This window comes from Flavihumibacter fluminis (assembly GCF_021491375.1).
Classification (GTDB): domain Bacteria; phylum Bacteroidota; class Bacteroidia; order Chitinophagales; family Chitinophagaceae; genus Flavihumibacter; species Flavihumibacter fluminis.
The window spans coordinates 1,262,822-1,283,313 of sequence record NZ_JAKEVY010000001.1; the positions used below are offsets into that span (position 1 = coordinate 1,262,822).

The window sequence follows — 20,492 nt, forward strand, 5'->3', positions numbered from 1 at the left end:
CAAATCTAAGACCTCAGACAGATGAATAAATAAGTATCTGACAGCTATAAATACAGTTGTCGGGATGCTAAAGTTTGGAAATATCAACTAATTCTCCCTACCTTTGCGCCAGTTCTTTAGAGCATCGCTTATCAAGAAAGGCAGAGGGAAATGGCCCGATGAAGCCTTGACAACCTGTTCTCCGTTTAACAATGGAGAGTAAGGTGCCAAATCCAGCCCGTAAGGGGACAGATAAGTCAGATGAATGGCTTTTGCAGAAATACAACTTCTTCATAGAGCTCTTCTGATGATTTATCGGGAGAGCTTTTTTTATACCTGCTCCTCCCGATTTTGCTTGGTAGGTGGTGTCGCTAACAACCTGTTTTTCAATTTTAAAACTGTTTAACAATGCAAGCGACAACACAATTATTGCACAGCATCCCGGTGGATGCACAAACCGGCGCTATCGCCGTTCCGATTTACCAAACCAGCACTTTTGTGCAGGAAGCTCCGGGCGTCAACAAAGGATTTGACTATAGCCGGACCAACAATCCAACCCGCCAGGAATTGGAAAAAATTGTAGCCAAACTGGAAAAAGGTTCCGTAGCTGCAGCTTTCTCAAGCGGACTGGCAGCCATTGATGCAGTAATCAAACTGCTGGAATCAGGAGATGAAATCATCGCCGTAAATGACATTTATGGAGGCGCCTTCCGCCTGTTTGAGAAAGTCTACAAAAAGTTCGGTATCCGGGTGAGCTATGTAGATATGACCGACCTCTCCGCAATTCATCGGGCCATCACCTTGAAGACCAAACTGATTTGGTTGGAAACGCCTACTAATCCCACTTTGAAAGTGGCTGATATCCGGGCAATCGCTGCCATTGCCAGGCGGTACAAATTGCTCTTTGCCGTTGACAATACATTTGCCTCCCCGGTTTACCAGCAACCCTTGTTGCTGGGAGCGGATCTCGTGGTGCACAGTGCTACCAAATTTATTGGTGGGCACAGTGATGTCATAGCCGGACTGGTAATTGCCAAGGATCCTGAAATCGGTCAGCAGATCAAGTTTTATCAGAATGCCTGCGGAGCGGTATTGGGCCCGTTTGACAGTTTCCTCCTGATACGCGGACTCGAAACGCTGCACATCCGGTTAAAGCAACATACAGAGACTGCCAGCCGGGTTGCTGCTTATTTGAAAAATCATCCGGAAGTTGGAGAAGTTTTTTATCCCGGTTTCGGAGGAGTAGTGAGCTTCCGGTTGAAGAAGGACAGCAGTGCCGCAGCACTTCGATTTGTTGGCGCAACCAAACTATTTCACCTTGCGGAAAGCCTGGGAGGTGTAAAGAGCCTCGTAAGTCATCCGGCCAGCATGACACACAAAACGGTTGATCCAGAACAGCGCAAAGCAGCTGGGGTTACAGACGGACTCATCCGGCTTAGTGTTGGCCTGGAAGACGCCACCGACCTGGTAAACGACCTGGAAGATGCTTTCCAGGCAGTAGGAGAAAAAAGCAGCTCCAGAAAAAAAACTAAAACAGCCTTACTATCTATTTAACTTTAAGCAAGAGAACCCACCATGAGTTATCACAAACAATTAACGATCGGATTATTCGGATTTGGTGTTGTTGGAGAAGGATTGTACAAAGTGTTGCAACAGACGCCTTCCCTGAGTGCCCGGATAAAAAAAGTTTGTATTAAAGACGCAACAAAGCAGCGAAATGCGCCTGCCAGTTTATTCACCACAGATCGGGAGGAGCTATTGAATGACGAAGAAATCAATGTAATTGTGGAAGTAATCAATGAAGCGGAACCCGCTTTTGAAATTGTGACCCGTGCGTTGAAAAACGGAAAATCAGTGGTGAGTGCAAGCAAAAAAATGATTGCAGAACACCTGCCTGAACTGCTTGAGATACAGAAAAATGTTTCAACCAGTTTTCTCTATGAGGCAGCGGCCTGTGCATCGATTCCGGTTATCCGGAACCTGGAAGAATATTACGACAATGACTTGCTGCATGGCATCAAAGCCATCGTAAATGGATCTACCAATTTCATCCTGACCAAAATGTTTGAGGACAAACTGGATTTCCAGCAAGCACTTTTACTGGCACAACAACTGGGCTTTGCGGAATCGGATCCATCCCTCGATGTGGAAGGATATGACGCCCTTAACAAATGGACCTTCCTCCTGACACATGCATATGGAATTGTGGAGCATCCGGACAAACTGCTGTTTACCGGCATACAAAATATTCACGCCATGGATGCCCGGGTAGCAGGGGAAAAAGGTCAGCAGATCAAACTGGTGGCACAGGCGCAGAAGTTACACAATGGTAAAGTAGCCAGCTTCATATTACCGCAATTCATTCAGCAGGATGATCATCTCTCTTTTGTAAAAAACGAGTACAATGGAGTGGTAATTGAAAGCGGATTTGCCGACAAACAATTTTTCTATGGAAAAGGGGCCGGCAGTTTCCCCACTGCATCTGCAGTACTGAGCGATTTGTCTGCACTTCGTTATGAATACAAATACGAATACAAAAAACTTTATCATCACCAGCCTAACAGTTTAACGAACGATTTCTACCTGCGGGTATACCTGAGTTTTACCGACTGGAAATATGTTCCCCGGGAAAAATTCGAATGGATCGAAGAATGGCATGCCAGGGAAGAGCGCAAGTACCTGGTGGGTGTATTGCACGTAAAAGAGCTGATCGAAAATGACTGGTGGAAACAGAACAACACCTCCCTGATCCTGACGCCTCAACCTATCATTGAAGACGTTGCGATTCAGCAACTCAAGAAAAAAAGCCTGGAACTTGCAGGAGTAGCCTTCTAGCGAAACAAGAGATAAGCAACAATCAACGTAACCAATATATTAAATCCCTGTGCGATCAGAAATCCGTACAGGGGTTTTTTATTGTCCTGGTGGAAGAGATCAGCAAATTTAGTTTCCATTCCAATACTGGTAAAAGCCAGCACAAACCACATGGTCTGGATATTTTTAAGCGGTTCTTTTACAGCAGTTATCGTTTCACCAGAAAGCACAAACGAAAATAACAGAGAGGCAAAAACGAAACCAAGCACAAATTTTGGAAATCGCTCCCAGATCACTGAAAGCGTAGGTTTTTCTATGGCCTGATTTTCCTTTCGGGAATAGGTCCAGTAGACAGAAATAGCAAATGCTGCCAGTCCGAGTAATACATTCTGCGAAAATTTTACAATGGTGCTGATCTTTAATGCCTCCTCTCCTACCAGGGTGCCGGCGGCCACAACAGCACCGGAAGTATCAATACTGCCACCCAGCCAGGCACCGGTAACCGCTTCCGGCAGTTGCAACCATTGAGCGATATAAGGCATGCCAATCATCATGGGAATTGCCGTCACCAGTACCAGGGAGATTACATAAGAAAGTTTTTTAGTATCGCCACTGATGGCACCGGCGGTAGCTATAGCCGCAGATACACCACAAATGGAAACGGCACTGGAAATCATCATGCGCATATCATCTTCCACGCCTAATTTTTTACATACCCAGAATGCAAAATACCAAACGGATAAAACCACGATCAGTGCTTGCAGCAACCCGAGCGACCCTGCTTTCAGCATATCACCGAAAATGATGCTGGTACCCAATAATACCAGTCCGATTTTCACAAACAATTCCGTTTGCAATGAATTCCTGAACCATTGTGGCAGGTTAACAAAATTCCCAATGAGTAAACCCAGGCAAAGGCTAAAAATCACCGCTTCCAGGTTGAGGTCTTTTATCTGTTTGTTTCCTGCCAATATCATGGCAAGGATGGAAACAAAAAACACAACAGGAAAACTTTGAACAAGCGCACGAATGGGTTTCCCAGCAAGCCAGGTGCCTGTTACAGCGATTGCATACATGATGAGAAAAAGGCCTGCAATTGCAACTATGTTATCCGAACTCAATAGTTTGGCCACAAAGGCAGTTGAATCGGACCAGGAGAATGCGGGTTTAGGAATCGTGAATCCTGCAACAGCGAGCAGAATGATAATGGCACCCAGCCAAACGGCTGTCCAGTCTTCGTTTAAAATAGGTTTTGCTACTTTTTCCGCCATAATTAACCTTGTTTAAAAATATCTTGTAAAACCTGATTTGCTGCATGATAACCACACATGCCGTGCACACCTCCTCCTGGTGGAGTGGAAGAAGAACAAATATAGAGACCTTTTGTACTGGTACGGTAGGGCGACCAGCGCAAGGCTGGCCGGGTAAACAATTGAAAAATATCCTGCACACCACCATTGATATCGCCGCCGATATAATTCGGGTTATAGTCCTGCATGGCTTTTGTATTCATGGTATGCCTTGACAGGATTCGATCTCTGAAACCAGGCGCAAAACGCTCCACCTGTTTTTCGATTGCTTCTGTCATATCTTTCTGAGAACCAAAAGGAACATGGCAATAGGCCCAGGCAGTATGTTTACCTTCCGGTGCCCTTGTATTATCAAAAAGGGAAGGCTGCGACAGCAGAACAAAAGGTTTTTCAGGATGAATACCTCTTGCGGTTGCCGCTTCATTCCAACTGATTTCCTCAAATGTATTTCCAATATGCACCGTACCCGCCAATTTGATTTCTTCATCCTGCCAGGGAATGGGAGCATCCAACGCCCAATCTATTTTGAAAACGCCCATGCCATACCGGTAGCGATTGAGCTGCCATTTGTAAAAATCAGAGAATTTATGACCCGCGATTTGCAAAAGCTGCCGTGGCGTGCAATCAAAAAGAACGGCTTTCGAAGAAGGTAATTGTTGTAGTGAATTTACCTCAAAGTTGGTTTCTATAACACCCCCGAGTAACCGAAAATGAGCCGCCATGGCATCGGCAATGGATTGAGAGCCGCCAACAGGGATAGGCCAGCCAACTTTATGTCCTGCTGCCAGCAATACCAGCCCAAATGCACCAGTAGCCCAATTCGAAAGGGGTTGCATGCTATGAGCTGCCATTCCTGCTACCAAAGCTTTTGCCTCCGCAGATTTAAACCTATTGGCGATCCAACTGGAAGGCTGGATTGCTTTCAATCCGAATCTCAGGATAGTTCCGGGTTGATTTGGCCAGCTAACCGGTGAAAGAATAAATCTCTTCACCGCTTCAAAATCATTCAACAGTGGCTTGATGAGGTTGGTGTATCGATCCTGATCAATACCCAAGGTCGAAGCAGTAAGTTCCATGGAGGATCTTAAAAAGACCGTCCTTTGATGATCAAGCGGATGAGCACCACATATCCCGGGATTCACCATTTGAAGTTGGTAATCTGACCACTTAACAGAAGCAAAAAAGGGTGAGATAGCGAGTAAAGGATGAACAGCGGAACAGATATCATGTTTAAAACCAGGAATAGTACATTCAACAGTACGCATCCCTCCTCCGATCGTTGCTTTAGCTTCCAACAGAAGCACTTTACAGCCAGCCTCCTGAAGAGTAATAGCAGCAGCAAGCCCATTCGGTCCTGCGCCAACGACTACAGCATCAAACTCTGTTGAAGCAATCATATCAGGCGGGCTGGTAACGGACCTCAGTTGCTTTTCCTGATTGTCCGGTTGGGGTAATGATATAGGCAACAATGACCAGTTCGGCTCCTTCAAAATGCATATCGGTACGCCAGCCCCATTGTTGCGGAGGCTCCTGTTGATCGGGGAAGGAACCCAGTACTTCAAAATCCTGATCGTTTGGATTTCCTTTACTGAACATAATGGCTGTACTCATATGAAAGCTGTCAACCCAGGCCACCTGGAACTGATTGGACTGCAAATCAAATCCAATGAGATAAAGTCCTTCAATATCGCGGTCTTTAAATCGAGTGGTATACCGATGCAGTAAAAACCGTCCATCCAGGACCGGCTCAATGGTTCCTTCAATGGGAGATTCATCCGATAACTGACCTGCTTCCAGCCATACCCTGCTGACACCTTTCCATTTACCAACAAAGGCCTGCAAGTCCTTGTGTTTTCCTCTCTCCTGAGAGATGGCAAAGCTCATTTTTTCCATACTTCAAGTTAAGCATGTTTCGGTATTATCGGCTTATAAATGATCACATGCTTTCTTCTTTTATTCCACCAGATCAAAAAACCGGTCAGTGGTAAACTCGCGCAAATCAGGCTGGCAATGAACGCCAGTATTTTCCCGGGCAAACCGGCAATGGCACCAATATGAATATCATAATTAGCTTCCACCAACTGTTCTCCGGCATTCTTTTCGATATCCATACGTTTGCCTAGCAATTTGCCACTGAACTGATCAAACTGAAGCTCATCGCGGTTATGATAAGTTTCTTCATGGCCATAACCATTTATTTTCAAAACAGCGGAAGGATCAGCAGCAGCTGGTAATACATTAAACCTTTTGGCATTCGGCAATATTAGTCGGGCTTCAGCCAACGCTTTGTCTAACGCGGTCTGGCTTAGAACTGCCGCTGGTTGTTGTTTCAGTAATAAGCTGTCCGCAGAAACTGTTTTCAAAACACCTGGTGCAGCAGTAGTACGGGCAGCAGCTACATATACAGTTTTTTTAAACCATTGAAACGACCATACCATTCCTGTAAGCGCCAGTATAAGTGAAGGGATAAGCAGGTAGAAACCCAATACATTATGGAGATCATAATTCAGGCGTTTGAATCTGGCTTTCCATTTTACCGTAAAAGCCTGTTGCTGCTGTTTTTTATTCCATTTTTTAGGCCACCATAAAATAAGTCCGGTAATCAGCAATACCACAAAAATAAAGGTACTCCAGCCGACAATCGGTTGGCCATACGGCGTATTCAACAATAAACTCCAGTGCAGGTATTTAATGATGATAAAAAACTCCTCAAGGTAGTTTGTTCTACCGGTAACCTCGCCTGTATAAGGATTCAGGTGTACGCTTTGATAATATTTTACTGATCCGGCAAACGTGATCGCGTCTTTATCACCTCCTTCGAAAGCCATAAATTCCCAGGTCTTACGCGGATCAGTGGGAATAGTGAAATTCCGGATTGTAACACCTTCTCCAATTTCCTTACGGGCAATCTCAAGCAAGGTGGAGGCAGGGAGCGTATGGCTCCATTGTCCTTCAGGAACATAGAGTTTTTCCCTGTAAACCACCTCACTGATTTCTTTCTGGAATACAAAAATGCATCCCGTAATACTTACGATAAAAACAACCAGCCCGGACGCGAGTCCGAGCCAGAGGTGTAAGTTTGCTGCCCACCAACGGGCACTAAATTTTCTATTTTTTCCCAATTGAATATATTTATAATCCAATACTAACTGTCATCAATAAGCGACGAGGCATTTGTGGCTCAATGGTAGTCCAGCCTTTGTAGTACCTGGTATTAGCCAGGTTATCACCCTTCAAGCCAATACGGAACAGTTTTGCCTGGTAATACACAGTTGCATTAAGAATTGTGTACTCTGGAAGTATGAACTGACCGGTGGTGCTATTGTTGGTTACAATATTTTCACTGGCATAATTAACTCCCATTCCAATTCCGAATCCTGCCAGTTTGCCTGATGGCTGTGTATAACTGGCCCAGGCATTTCCTAAATGTGCCGGTCCGGAACCAACTACCCTACGACCATCCAGGGTTGGGTTTGTTTTTTCATTGCGACTGTCATTATACGCATATCCTGCAACTACTGATAAACCGGGAACGGGATTTGCCTGGAGTTCCACTTCAACCCCTTTACTTCTTTGTTCTCCGTTTTGCACTGTAATATTGTAAACTGTACCTTCCCGTTCAACACTTTCCGGACGTGTGATATTGGTAACATGAATATTGTAATAGCTGGCTGTCAGGAATAATTTACGGTTGAACAATTCCATCTTTACACCCGATTCAAACTGGTTGGCCTGCTGGGGGTTAAATGTTCCATCAATATCAGGTAATGGCTGCACCACCGGCGCCAAATTCCGGAAACCATTCATATAGTTGGCGAACAGGCTGATTTTTGAAGGAATCACCTGGTAAACCAATCCGAATTTGGGTGATAGAGCATTTTGAGAATACGCTCCTATTGCGTTACCATCACTCATAAAATTGCGGGTACCCTTATTTTCAAAATGGTCGAAACGAAGACTCATCATGGCCATCAGTTCCGGGGTAATATTTACCACATCCGATATATATACGCTATAGGTGTTGTTAAGTGCTTCATTCTTCACCGTGCCTCCCTGTGCAGCCAGTCTTGCATCCAGCGCAGGCCGGGTCAAACTTCCATAGGTTGATCCTGCTACACCAGGGGCTTTCACATTCAACACATCAAATACTGCATAACCGGTATTATTATTGGTTGTTTCCAGACGCATGAAATCAAAACCAACCACTACCCTGTTCCGGATCTTGCCAATGGTAAAATCACCATTGAAATTCTGTTGGAAGTCAAAGCTATTTCCCTGACCATTTTGGCGGGATGCCAATCTTGACAGGAGTGAATCATTGTCGGCCCCAAGAAACATAACATAGGAATAGTACCCATCTGTACGCCGGTTACTTGTTGAAACGACGGTTTGGGAGGTCCAGCTTTTATTGATTTTATACAATGCTTCCGCCTGTAAATTGGTGGTAGGTGTTTTGATCGTCAGATCATTGCTGGTATAGGAACGGGAGAAATCCATGTTCAGTTGATCGGGTGTTCTGGCCTGGAGATTTCTTGCCCGATTCAAAAATACCATCAATGGATTGGTGCTTTCTCCATGGAAGAATTCGGTATGCAGGTTCAATTGGAGTTTATCACTAACCTTATGTGTTAAGGAAGGAGCAACATAAAAGTTTTTTCTGAAGCCCGCATCCTGCCAGCTATTTTCTGTGTGATAGGCTGTATTAACACGCATCAGTGTTTTACCTTCTTTATCAAGTGGTGTATTGATATCAGCAGTAACCCGATGTAATCCAAAACCACCGGCGGTGTAACTGATTTCACCTCCAAAGCGCTCATATGGCTTCTTGGTAACGATATTAATCAGACCTCCAAATGAGATCAGTGAACTTCCAAACAAGGTACCTGAAGGACCTTTGATTACTTCTATGCGTTCAACACCTGCAGGATCGAGTCCGCCGTTGGTAAGTCCGGGTAAGCCATTCACCATTGTTGGCTGCACAGAAAAGCCACGTAGGGTAAAATAGCCGGCACCATCACCCGCACGCCCCGTAGCACTCCACAAACGATCCATTCCCGTTGTATTTTTTAATGCATCGTCTACATTCACCAGCATCTGTTCCTTCATTAGCGCCTTGTTGACAGTGCTGATGGATTGCGGATTTTCAAGAACAGCCAGTGGCATTTTAGCAGCATGAAGAGAGGCAACCGGAGCAAACCTGTTTCGGGCGGATTTAACCACAATTTCTTCCAACTGGGCATTGGAAATTTCCAATTGCAGTTGCACGTTGGTTGTTTTACCCTCTTCTACTGTTACTGATTCTACCAGGGTTTCATAACCAACAAGTGAAACTTCCAGTGTATACTTTCCAGGCTTAAGCCGGCCAATAGTAAAAGAACCATTATCACTGGTAATGTACGACTTCCCGGTTTCACGAATGAACACAGTAACCATGGCGGCTGCACGCTGATCATTTGTCTTTATTTTTCCTTCAATCCTGCCAAAATCATCTTCTGCTACAGAACCAGTTGATATAGTAGTTGCTACCGGTAACTTCGCTGCATCCGGTGTTGCGAGCTGTTGTGCGTGTAAGTCTATCCATGAAGTAGTACCAATCAATCCCATTAATGTTGAGGCTATTGTTCTGCGTATTCTAAATTTTGTATATATCATCTCAGGTTTTAATTTGTTATAAGTAATTGAAAACAAATGCTGTTTAAATCGTTTGCAAAACTCGCCAACCACCAATAATGAGCTGTTTCGAAATCGGGAAAAGCCAGTTACGAAATCGGGAAAATAAATCGTGCGTGATTTGTAAAGATTCGAACGCAAAATGATCCTATTTATCTCCCATGGTGATGTTTTATAAGTAGGCATATCGCTTAAATTTGACAACATAGAAATAATTCCAATACCTCCCTGTAACTCCAAATTGCCCTTTACATTCACGCATAAAAAAACGGACATGAAAAATTGGTTAAGTGGCTTGCTGGCTGCAGTACTGGCAGTTGGTCTTACCGGATCAATAATGGCTCAGGCTCCTCTGGTTGAAGACCTGGGATACAAAGGAGGAAACATCAAAGGCATCAAAAAACTGGACAAGGCGTTACATTTCCTGGTAATTGGCGACTGGGGCCGGAACGGAGAAAACTACCAGAAAGAAGTAGCAGCTGGTATGGGTAAGGCGGCCCATGATCTGGACGCTGATTTCGTTATCGCTACGGGTGATAATTTTTATCCCTATGGTGTAGCCAGCACCAGGGATTATCACTGGATCAGTTCCTTTGAATCCATTTATCGTGCGCAATCACTTCATGTACGCTGGTATCCGGTACTGGGCAATCACGATTATATATCTAACCCCGATGCACAAGTGGAGTATAGCCAGATCAGCAGTCGCTGGAGCATGCCATCCCGCTATTACAGCAAAAAATTCCGGGAAGCTGATACGGCAAATTCTGTATTAATACTTTTCCTGGATACGGATCCAATTGAAAAGGAAATGCGCGGGCATGCTTACGACTCAATTAAATACCGGAAAGGATATGTGCAGCAACAAAAGGAATGGATAATACGTGAACTGTCCCAATCCAAAGCAAAATGGAAAATCGTAGTAGGACATCATCCGCTCTATACCGGTGGATGGAGAAAAGATTCAAAAGATGTAGCCAACATGAAGGCTTTCCTGGAGCCCTTGTTTCACCAGTACAAAGTAGATCTGTATATCGCCGGGCATGAACATCACCTGGAGCATGTTAAGCCAGCCGGACCAACGCATCATATCATTTCAGGTGCGGGATCAGAAGCAAGACCGGTTCAATTACATCCGAACGGCGGAAAATTTGTAGCTGCCACCCAGGGATTTGCCACATTTTCTGTTACCAACAAGGAGATTCTTGTACAATTCATTGACTATAAAGATCAGATCATCCACACCGTAAGTTTACCAAAATGAAGAAATTAGTTGCGCTTTTACTAGTGGTATCCGGACTACTACCAAACCCGTCAAAAGGCCAGGAAAATCAACCAGCCTATACGATCCATTCTCATAACGATTACGAACAAACGATTCCATTCTGGACCGCTTATTATGCGAAAGCAGGTTCCATAGAAGTGGATATCTACCTGGAAATGGGTCAGATTCTTGTTGGCCACGACAAAGAAGATCTACGCCCCGAAAGAACCATCCAGGCATTGTACCTGGATCCTATCCGCCAGCAACTGAAGCAGCACAAAGGGTGGCTGGGAGCCGACAGCAGCTACCGGGTACAGTTACTGGTAGATATCAAATCACCTACGAATCCCTGCCTCGATACTTTAATTGCCATTCTGAAAACCTATCCCGAGATCATAGGCAGCAGGCAAATACAAATCGTATTATCTGGAAATAAACCACCGGTAGCGGATTTTGGCAAGTATCCGGCATTTATTCTGTATGATGGATTGCCCTGGGAAAAATATGATCCTTCTATAACCAACCGTGTACCCTTACTGAGCGCTAATCTTCGTAAGTATACCAATTGGAACGGGAAGGGAATCATCCCTGCAACTGAGCGGGCAGCATTGGAAAAAGTGATCAGGGAAACCCATCAGCTCGGAAAAAAAATAAGGTTCTGGAATGCCCCGGATTTTATCAATGCCTGGTATGAGCTTGGTAAACTAGGAGTGGATTATATGAATACGGATCATATTCCGGAACTGGCCGGTTTCATGGAAAAATTTAAAAACTCAACTTTCATCAATAACCAACCAGCCAGTTCGGTTTATCAACCCAGCTACCTTTCTGATGGCGCTAAAAAAGCGCCCAAAAATATTATCCTGCTGATTGGCGATGGAATGGGATTAGCGCATATTCATGCAGGTTATACAGCAAATTTCAACAAGCTGAACCTTTATCAGTTCAGGGCAACCGGTTTATCACTCACCAGTTCATACGATAGTTATATCACCGACTCTGCACCCGGCAGCACCGCTTTTTCTGCAGGCATCAAAACTAATAACAGGGCTGTTGGGGTGGATCATACAGGGGTGGCTGTTCCCCTGCTGCCTGTTTTTATGAAAGCAAAAGGGAAAAAGACTGCCGTTATTACTACCGGCGACGTATCGGATGCCACTCCTGCTGATTTTTATGCGCACCAGTCGGAACGCAACAGCAGCGAGGCAATATTGAGAGACCTGGCAAAGGAACCGATTGATCTGCTGATGGGAGCCGGACAAAGTAATTTTCCATCCATTATAAGTTCAGCATTGCCAGCATTTAAACTGTCCGAAACGGTAAGCGCATTATCCCCTACAGCCAGTGGAAAATGGATCGTGCTGGAAGAACGTGCCGGAAAATCCATGTTAAGAGGAAGAGGGAACTGGGCTGTTGAAGCATTTAATAAAGCGATTCAGTTTTTATCCGGCAGCCAAAAAGGATTTCTGCTGGTACAGGAAGGCTCCCAGATTGACAATGGTGGACACAACAATCATCTCCCAACCCTGGTAGCAGAACTACTGGATTTCGATCAGGTAGTAAAAGCGGCCCTGGAGTTTGCCGATAAAGATGGAGAAACCCTGGTAATTGTAACAGCCGATCATGAAACGGGAGGGCTTACATTGGTAAATGGAGATCCGGCAAAAGGCAGTGTTAGCGGTCATTTCAGCACCAATGATCATACTGCCACACCGGTACCTGTATTTGCTTATGGCCCACGTTCCTATTTATTTACCGGTATTTATGAGAACACCGCGATTCATCACAAAATCAAGGAAGCGCTCAAATAAAAAAATGGCAGGAAGTATTCCTGCCATTGCTAAAGAGAATTAATATCCGGGATTCTGAACCAGGTAATTCGGAATGTTGGAAGCACCGTCGATCGCAGTTTGAGGAATCGGGAAGATTCTTTTCTGCGGATTGTTATCGGTTTTCTCCGTCCAGGTTCCTTCATATTTACCAAAGCGGATCATATCGGTACGACGCACCATTTCCCAATACAATTCAAAACCTCTTTCGCGGTACAGAATATCCAGGTTCATTTCTGTAAGCGCCGGAATGGTACCACGGGCAGTCCTGGCAGCACGAACGATATTTACGTCTGCGAGTGCACCTGCCGCATCTCCTTTCCTTAATTTGGCTTCTGCTCGCATTAAGTAAATATCAGCGAGGCGCAGAATAACAATATTCGCTTCACCAAAGTTCCGACCACTAACAGACTTGCGGCTAAACTCATATTTCTCTACACGATAACCAGTGGGGTAATTGCTGCCTTCTGTACTGAAATCAATTTCCTTGGTAAAGTTTACTGCCAGTGTTGGGCGATTACGGGTATCGTGAAAAAGAGGCCCCACTTTCATATCACCATTCGGACAACGGAGGAATACCCCATTGCGACGAATGAGTCCGTATTGCTGACCACGCAGTATTCCGCGGTTGATATGAAAATTTGCTGCTGGCACACAAGTATCATTTGCATTGGAATAAATCGTGAGATTTTCTTTGTAAAAACGCTGATCTGCTGCAGCAGGATCAACAGGTCCGTAGGCATTCTCCCAGGTTTCATAAAAATCAGAAGTAATACCAGGGCCATCTGTTCCATTTGCTCCGGGAAACTCCGGCAAAGGAAACTGATCGCCTGAAAGTGAGAAATAAGCAAGACGGTTGTGACCATTCAATTCTGCCCGCTGATCAACAGCAAAAATGATTTCCTTGTTGGTATTATTATCATCATCGAAGATGTCAAAATATTCCGGGGAGAACTGGTATGTTCCACTGCTGATAATCTTATCACAGTATTCGATTACTTTATCCATATCTGCCGCTCCGAAATTGAATTGATTGGCATAAATGTCAGAATATACAGGAGCGTTCAGATGTAATCTTGCCAACAAGCCCCATACAGCAGCTTTACTAAGTCTTCCATGGGTAGGCGTATTACCCAGCAATGGCTCAACTGCCAACAACTCAGACTTTATGTATTCTACAGCTTCTGCTCCGCGAAGAATGGTGGAAATATCTGACGGATTATCCTTCACGAAGATCAACCCATACAGGTCGAGCAACATCCAGGAGTAATAGGCGCGCATGCCACGGGCTTCAGCCAGGTAGGCTGGAGCAGATGGATCTGTATTAGCAGGAAGTGCATTAATTGCAGTAATACAACGTGACAGACTCTGCACCAGCTCATTAAACACATTCCGAATATTGGGATCAGTGGTGGAGAAATTATGGGTGTGCATACCGATATAGATACCATTGTCACCCCAGTCGGTACCTCCCCGGTAAGGAAGGATGGCCTCGTCAGTAGAAATTTCCTGCAAAGCAAAATAACGGGTATGCTGGAAAAGAGAAGGTAACAGTGCGTAAACAGGAGCAATTGCTCCTTCTGCGGCCTGTTTCGGAGTTAAGCCGGTAGCGGAAGATTCATCCAGCACCACTTCATTCAGCTTGGTACAACCACTCAACACCGTAGCAGTTGTAACAGCAATCATAAGGATCTTACTATATTTAAACATAACCGATTTTTTAAAATTGAACATTAATTCCCAGAATGAACGAACGGGCCCTGGGATAACTCAGATAATCAACACCGTAAGAAAGTACGTTATCAATGTTACGGTCAGCATTCACCTCCGGATCAAATCCGTCATACTTGGTTATTACGAAGAGATTCTGTCCGGTCAGTGAAAAACGAATCTGCTTGATAAACTGTCCGTTTCCGACTTTAGTCATGGGCAGGGTATATCCAAGTGCCAGGTTGTTCAACCGGAAGAAACTTCCATCTTTCAGGAAACGGGAGGATACCCGGGCATCGTTGGTTGTGGACTCTTCAGGGTATTTCACTGCAGATGTAAACGTATTCACACCCTTGGCGATGAGTGCCTTGTAAGAGCCGGCATTTTCAGTATTATCATAGAGTTTATTACCAGACACACCATTGAAGTTGATGGCTAAATCAAACGCTTTATAACCCATTGTTCCATACAAGCTGAAGATTCTTTTTGGAAGTGCTGTTCCTAAAACCACGCGGTCGCGATCATTTACAAAACCATCCTGGTTCGCATCGCGGTACACACTCAGTCCGTCCCGGTCAAATCCGGTAAAATCCAATAGGTAAAAAGCACCAATCGGTGAACCGTTGATATAACCATTAATAGTAGCCGAAGTAAGTCCCGAGCCCGAAGCAGAACCGGATGGAATTACGGTATAGGGAGAATTCTTCACTACGTTGTCAATAAAAGTGATATTACCACCAATGGTGTAATTAACAGGTCCTTTTCTATGCTGATAATTCAGATCTATTTCCACACCCTGGTTGACAATATTCATATCCTTGATATTGGACCAGGTAGTAGCGGCTGGCTGAACGGGATCTGCCGGCGGAACCTGCAGCAGGATGTTATTCGTCACTTTGCGGAAATAATCAACCGTACCATTCAAAGCTCCATTAAACAGACCAAAATCAAATCCGAGATCGATTTGTGTTGAAACCTCCCACTGAATATTAGGGTTAGCCAGGCGGGTAAAGAATACACCGGCAGGATAAGTAGTACCGGCATCCAGCGGATAACTGGCATTACCGGAAACGGTAGCAGTGAACAGCGGCTGGGTGATTTTTGCAGGAATTTCCTGGTTACCGGTTTGTCCCCAACCACCTCTCAATTTCAAACTGGAAATCCAGGTGCTATTGAAGAATTTTTCCTGCGCAATGTTCCAGGCTGCTGAGAAAGATGGGAAAATACCGTACTTGTTGTTTTCACCAAACTTCGAAGAACCATCAGCACGAAGGGTAGCAGTGAACAAATAGCGGTTGTCAAAATTGTAATTCAGACGTCCAAAAAAGGACTGCAATTCATTTTGTACTGCATAACCGGAAGGTCGGTTATTCGCCAGCGTTAGTTCCTGTCCGGTACCTGGATTATAGATAGGCTCTACACCTCCAATCGGGAAGCGGTTGATACTGCTACCGCGGCCCTGCAGGTAAATATCCTGGAAGGAATAACCGGCAAGCGCGGTAAACTTATGCAGGTTATTGATATTGAAATTATAGGTGAAATAATGCTCCATCAATACGTTTTTATTATACGTATTGTAGGTTTCCAGGCGGCCATCGCGCTGCGGAACTGCATTTGGAAGCGACTGCACATCACGTACACCGGTAGAGTTATCGATACCTATGTTAACTTTATATTCCAGTCCTTTGATAATTTTCAAGGTGGCTGCAACATTTCCTATCACCCGGTTAATAGTTGACCAGTCTTTTTCCAGTTCCAGTGTTTTGAGCGGATTGATACCGTTTTCAAAAACATAAGGAGTACCATCTGCATTACGGGCGGGAATGGTGGGGTTGGTGGAAATGGCACCACCAATCAGACTTCCAATATTTGGACGCCTGTTAACTGTATTATTGGCATTCAGGTTGATATCCAGTGTTAGCCGATCGTCCCAAAGTTTCTGCGTGATATTGATACGTCCGTTATAACGTTTCAGGTCGTTCCGCTGAATAACACCTTCCTGCAACTGCATACCAAGGCTTGCATAATAGGTCAGTTTATTCACACCACCGGAAACTGCCAGGTTATGATTCTGAGTGAAGGCCGTTCTGGTGATCTCATCCTGCCAGTTGGTGCTGCCACCGAAATCTTCCAGTTCTCCACCCAGGGCAACGACCTGTCTTTTATACTCTTCCGTAGAGAACAGCGGCAGCGGATTCGCGATTTTACTAACACCGGCAGTAAAATTGTAGTTCACAGATGAAAATCCGGATCTGCCTTTTTTCGTGGTGATCAGCACTACTCCATTGGCACCTCTCGCTCCGTAAATGGCTGTTGCTGATGCGTCTTTCAACACATCCATAGACTCAATATCCTGTGGGTTCAGGAAAGTAAGTGGGTTGACAGCTCCTCCCGTTGAAGAATTATCAAGCGCCATACCATCAATTACAAAAAGCGGAGTACTTCCGGTACGTACACCACCCGGGCCACGAATCGTAATGCTCTGGGGAGCACCTGGCTCACCGCTGGAGGCTGTTACATTCACACCGGCCACTTTACCCTGGAGCAGTTCCTCGGGTGAGTTGATAATGCCTTTGTTAAACTCTTCGGCTTTGATGGACTTCACCGCACCGGTCAGGTCGCGTTTACTGGTTTTACCATAACCCACCACTACCATCTCATCCAGGCTCTTGGCAGACTCTTCGAGCGCCTGCTGAATCCTTAGAAGATTGGCACTACTGTGGTTCAGGCCGGAAATTACTTTGTCGGTATATCCCACATTACTGATGGTGAGTCGGTAGCCATTAGCAAACGGAACATCCTCAAACCGGAAATTTCCGTTGGCGTCGGCCTGGGTACTTCTTGAAAAACGATTGGAACTGTTTTCAAGCTTGACAGTAGAGCCGGGCAAAGGTTCCGACTGGGCATTTCGAACGGTACCGGTTACAGCACCGCCGGGAGACTGGGCCTGAATTTGCGCCAGCGTGCATAGAAGCAACAGGCAACAAAGACTCCAGCTCAGCAGTTTTGATTTGGTTGTCATGTTAGAAGAATTAAAAATTGGGTATAAAAGTAGATGGGACGTTTTGGGCAATCGTTACGAACAGGTTATTTAATAGTTAACTAAATCGTTAAACTTACCCCACGAATATGTTCCATTTCGGGCAATCTTTTGTATAAAATAGTGCCATAGTACTTATTCAAACAACCCCGTTAAAGCTTAAAGAAGACTTTCTTTTTGTAGAGGAAAAAACAGAGATACCAAAGGATAAAAAGAGTGACCAGCGACGCCAGAACAGGCTGCTGCACGAAGATAGCTACCACTCCGTTGAGCCATTGATGGCCGACGGTTTCAAAAAACAGGTAGATAAAAATGGCATTCATACCCACGACGGAAAAAATCCAGGCATATCGGTTCGCCTGCCGGATATCGGTCAGCCAGTATAAAAAGGCCATGAAAAGCAGAATCCAGCCACCCGATACCAATACAAAGGAGCCGGTGCAGATGCGTTTAATGATGGGTGATAGTCCGCCCAGGTCTGCTGCATATCCTACCAATAGCAGCACAGTGCCGCTACCTACGAGGTACCGGAGTTTCTGTCCTGCCTGAAACCGCTGATCCACAAACAGTTTCCCGGCCAGTACACCCCAGATCGTATGTGCACTGGTTGGAATAAAATTGACAAATACCCATCCCCCGGAATTGATCTTACCCATCACGAGCATATCGGTATAAGATCCGAAGTTCTTTCCCATCACGAATGGCTGATTGAATTCACCCACCAGCACAGTCCGGTAAAGAACCTCCGAAAGCAGGATCAGGCCGAAGCTCACTATTAACTGAAACAAGTAAGATTTTCGGATAATCAGATACGCGATAAGGGTGGTGAACGCAAGCTGTGTCAATACATTCCAGAGTTCCCATACCAGTTTGCCACTATATACACAATGCAGGGCCGTTCCAAAAAGAAAAAGCTTCAGGCACCGGGACAGAATATGAGGAAGATTGTCCTTCCAGGTAATTCCCTTTTGTTGTTTGAAATAAAATGAAAGAAACATGGCTGAACCGGCCATCGTCATAAAGCCGGGCTGAATCAGATCCCAGAACCGAAGCCCATGCCAGTCGTGGTGAAAGAACTGCTCTGTCACCCGCTGCAACCAGGTTCCTGCTGCGGCTTTATCCAGCCGGCTGTAAAGTGAAGTACTTTCGGCAGCAAGCAGGATCATGATCAATCCGCGCATAACATCCAGGGATAGCAATCGTTTTGGCATATACTTCAGAAAAGATGGTAAATCTGTATAATTTATGTTTGTTTTAGCGAATTCGCAACAGGCAAACGTTTGTGTTGAATTTATTTTGAGTAATTTTCCGGCGCCGAATGAGCTGGTTGAAAAAAATACGGGTTTCCTGCCTGCTGTTAGTAGTACTGACAGTTCTTGGCTTTCATGCAGAAGCTGAAACACTACATTCTACCCAGGGCAGGTTTCACCAGGAACAAGTTTCTACCCAGGATGCAGCCCTCTCCCATTCCGATTATCAGTGGATCAATGCACCGCTTCCAGAAAGACCGGAAGAGTTGCTCTTTATTGAAGAATCCGAAGACAAACAGCAGTATTGGATACTCGAGTTAGGCAACCGGCAGTTATCCATCTGCATCAGCATTTTATTTGGACAGCCCGATCCCGGATTTGAACTGGAAGCTGTACCATTTACCGGCAGTCTGCCAATTGCCCAGCTTTCCACCAGTGAACGATTGAGTTCCCTGCAAATCTTCCGCATTTAATACAGCGCTCCTCCAAGCTTTCTCATTTATTACTGCCTTTTATTTTATTGATTAAATCTCCTATTTACATGAAGCAAATTTTCGTGCTTGCTGGTCTGTATGCAATACTGGCCAGTACAGGATGTGGCCATAAAGCGGAAGAAAAAGAAACCACTACCCATTTTATCGTTACCCAACCACTTATTATAGATACCGTACTGGAAAGAGAATATGTAGCCCAGATCCGTTCGATTCAACATATTGAAGTTCGTGCCCAGGAAAGAGGTTATCTGCAGGATATATATATCGACGAAGGGCAATCTGTAAAAAAAGGACAGTTGCTCTTCAAAATCATGCCTCAGTTATATGATGCAGAGGCGCAGAAAGCCAAAGCAGAAGTTGAATTTGCTGAGATCGAATACCAGAACACTCAAAAACTGGCCGAATCGAATATCGTTTCTCCCAATGAGCTGGCAATGGCTAAAGCAAGACTGAACAAAGCAAAGGCAGAACTCAATATTAAAAATGTTCACCTGCAGTTTACCAGTATTTATGCCCCCTTCAATGGCATGATCGATCGCTTTCTTGTCAGGAAAGGCAGTCTGCTGGATGAAGGAGATCTGCTCACGCATCTTTCTGATAATAGTCACATGTGGGTGTATTTTAATGTGCCGGAAGCAGAATACCTGAATCTCTTTAACAACAGTGATATCAAAAATCAACCTGTTGAATTACGCATGGCCAACCAGCAAATTTTTCCGCAAAAAGGAAAGGTAGAAACCATTGAGGCGGATTTTGATAATGAAACCGGGAACATTTCTTTCAGAGCCACTTTCCCTAACCCAAAAGGACTTTTAAGAAATGGAGAAACAGGAAATATACTGGTGAAAGAAGCATTAAAGCAGGCCATCCTGGTACCACAAAAAGCAAGTTTTGAAGTGATGGATAAAATCTTTGTTTACATAGTAGATAAAGACAATACCGTTCATACGCGAGAAATCAAAGTAGGTGCGGAACTGGAAGATTTATTTGTCGTAAACGGCGGCTTGAAACCAGGAGAAAACATCCTGCTGGAGGGTATCCGAAAAGTGCAGGACGGCGATAAAATTCAATTCCAGACAGAAGATCCGAAAGCCGTACTGAATTCCCTCAAACTGCCCGTGCAATAATCCCG

The 20,492-nt window shown here is 44.8% G+C and carries 14 protein-coding genes and 1 riboswitch; of the genes, 6 read left to right on the top strand and 8 right to left on the bottom strand.

The window, feature by feature from the left end:
- Nucleotides 1-125: 125 nt before the first annotated feature.
- Nucleotides 126-238: riboswitch (SAM riboswitch) on the top strand.
- 149 nt (nucleotides 239-387) lie between these two features.
- Nucleotides 388-1,533, top strand: coding sequence for a trans-sulfuration enzyme family protein (locus L0U88_RS05645; RefSeq protein ID WP_234864630.1), 1,146 nt, complete (start codon nucleotides 388-390; stop codon nucleotides 1,531-1,533).
- A 21-nt stretch (nucleotides 1,534-1,554) separates the two neighbouring features.
- A complete protein-coding gene (locus tag L0U88_RS05650; protein ID WP_234864631.1) occupies nucleotides 1,555-2,814 on the top strand; it encodes a homoserine dehydrogenase in 1,260 nt (419 codons plus the stop codon).
- On the opposite strand, the gene L0U88_RS05655 is transcribed toward L0U88_RS05650, so the two are convergent.
- From L0U88_RS05655 to L0U88_RS05675, 5 genes are read right to left on the bottom strand one after another with little or no spacing between them, the layout of a single operon-like run.
- Complete coding sequence (locus L0U88_RS05655; protein WP_234864632.1) at nucleotides 2,811-4,064, bottom strand: YeiH family protein; 1,254 nt, start codon at nucleotides 4,062-4,064, stop codon at nucleotides 2,811-2,813. The two genes, L0U88_RS05650 and L0U88_RS05655, sit on opposite strands and share 4 nt — an antisense overlap.
- Before the next feature lie 2 nt (nucleotides 4,065-4,066).
- Entirely contained in the window at nucleotides 4,067-5,500 is a 1,434-nt protein-coding gene (locus tag L0U88_RS05660) for a phytoene desaturase family protein (RefSeq protein ID WP_234864633.1), read from the bottom strand.
- Nucleotide 5,501: 1 nt separating this feature from the next.
- Entirely contained in the window at nucleotides 5,502-5,996 is a 495-nt protein-coding gene (locus tag L0U88_RS05665; RefSeq protein WP_234864634.1) for a DUF1579 family protein, read from the bottom strand.
- A gap of 8 nt (nucleotides 5,997-6,004) precedes the next feature.
- Nucleotides 6,005-7,225, bottom strand: a complete 1,221-nt coding sequence (locus tag L0U88_RS05670) for a PepSY-associated TM helix domain-containing protein (protein WP_234864635.1) — start codon at nucleotides 7,223-7,225, stop codon at nucleotides 6,005-6,007.
- Nucleotides 7,226-7,235: 10 nt separating this feature from the next.
- The gene (locus L0U88_RS05675) at nucleotides 7,236-9,755 is read right to left on the bottom strand and encodes a TonB-dependent receptor (RefSeq protein ID WP_234864636.1); all 2,520 of its coding nucleotides are present in this window, start codon (nucleotides 9,753-9,755) and stop codon (nucleotides 7,236-7,238) included.
- A 292-nt stretch (nucleotides 9,756-10,047) separates the two neighbouring features.
- Between L0U88_RS05675 and L0U88_RS05680 the strand changes: the two genes are divergently transcribed.
- Both L0U88_RS05680 and L0U88_RS05685 read left to right on the top strand, forming a co-directional pair.
- Nucleotides 10,048-11,037, top strand: coding sequence for a purple acid phosphatase family protein (locus L0U88_RS05680; RefSeq protein WP_234864637.1), 990 nt, complete (start codon nucleotides 10,048-10,050; stop codon nucleotides 11,035-11,037).
- On the top strand, nucleotides 11,034-12,848 hold the full coding sequence (locus L0U88_RS05685; RefSeq protein WP_234864638.1) for an alkaline phosphatase: 1,815 nt from the start codon (nucleotides 11,034-11,036) through the stop codon (nucleotides 12,846-12,848). The genes L0U88_RS05680 and L0U88_RS05685 overlap by 4 nt, the downstream gene beginning before the upstream one ends.
- Nucleotides 12,849-12,887: 39 nt before the next feature.
- On the opposite strand, the gene L0U88_RS05690 is transcribed toward L0U88_RS05685, so the two are convergent.
- The 3 genes from L0U88_RS05690 to L0U88_RS05700 form a co-directional block, all read right to left on the bottom strand.
- A complete protein-coding gene (locus L0U88_RS05690; protein ID WP_234864639.1) occupies nucleotides 12,888-14,576 on the bottom strand; it encodes a RagB/SusD family nutrient uptake outer membrane protein in 1,689 nt (562 codons plus the stop codon).
- A gap of 10 nt (nucleotides 14,577-14,586) precedes the next feature.
- Nucleotides 14,587-17,598, bottom strand: a complete 3,012-nt coding sequence (locus L0U88_RS05695) for a SusC/RagA family TonB-linked outer membrane protein (protein ID WP_234864640.1) — start codon at nucleotides 17,596-17,598, stop codon at nucleotides 14,587-14,589.
- A gap of 170 nt (nucleotides 17,599-17,768) precedes the next feature.
- Nucleotides 17,769-18,827: an acyltransferase family protein gene (locus L0U88_RS05700; protein ID WP_234864641.1), complete on the bottom strand. Its 1,059-nt coding sequence runs from the start codon at nucleotides 18,825-18,827 to the stop codon at nucleotides 17,769-17,771.
- Between the two features lie 107 nt (nucleotides 18,828-18,934).
- On the opposite strand from L0U88_RS05700, the gene L0U88_RS05705 reads away from it, so the two are divergent.
- Together L0U88_RS05705 and L0U88_RS05710 are read left to right on the top strand one after the other, a co-directional pair.
- Complete coding sequence (locus tag L0U88_RS05705) at nucleotides 18,935-19,339, top strand: hypothetical protein (RefSeq protein WP_234864642.1); 405 nt, start codon at nucleotides 18,935-18,937, stop codon at nucleotides 19,337-19,339.
- A gap of 68 nt (nucleotides 19,340-19,407) precedes the next feature.
- Complete coding sequence (locus tag L0U88_RS05710; RefSeq protein ID WP_234864643.1) at nucleotides 19,408-20,487, top strand: efflux RND transporter periplasmic adaptor subunit; 1,080 nt, start codon at nucleotides 19,408-19,410, stop codon at nucleotides 20,485-20,487.
- Nucleotides 20,488-20,492: the final 5 nt, after the last annotated feature.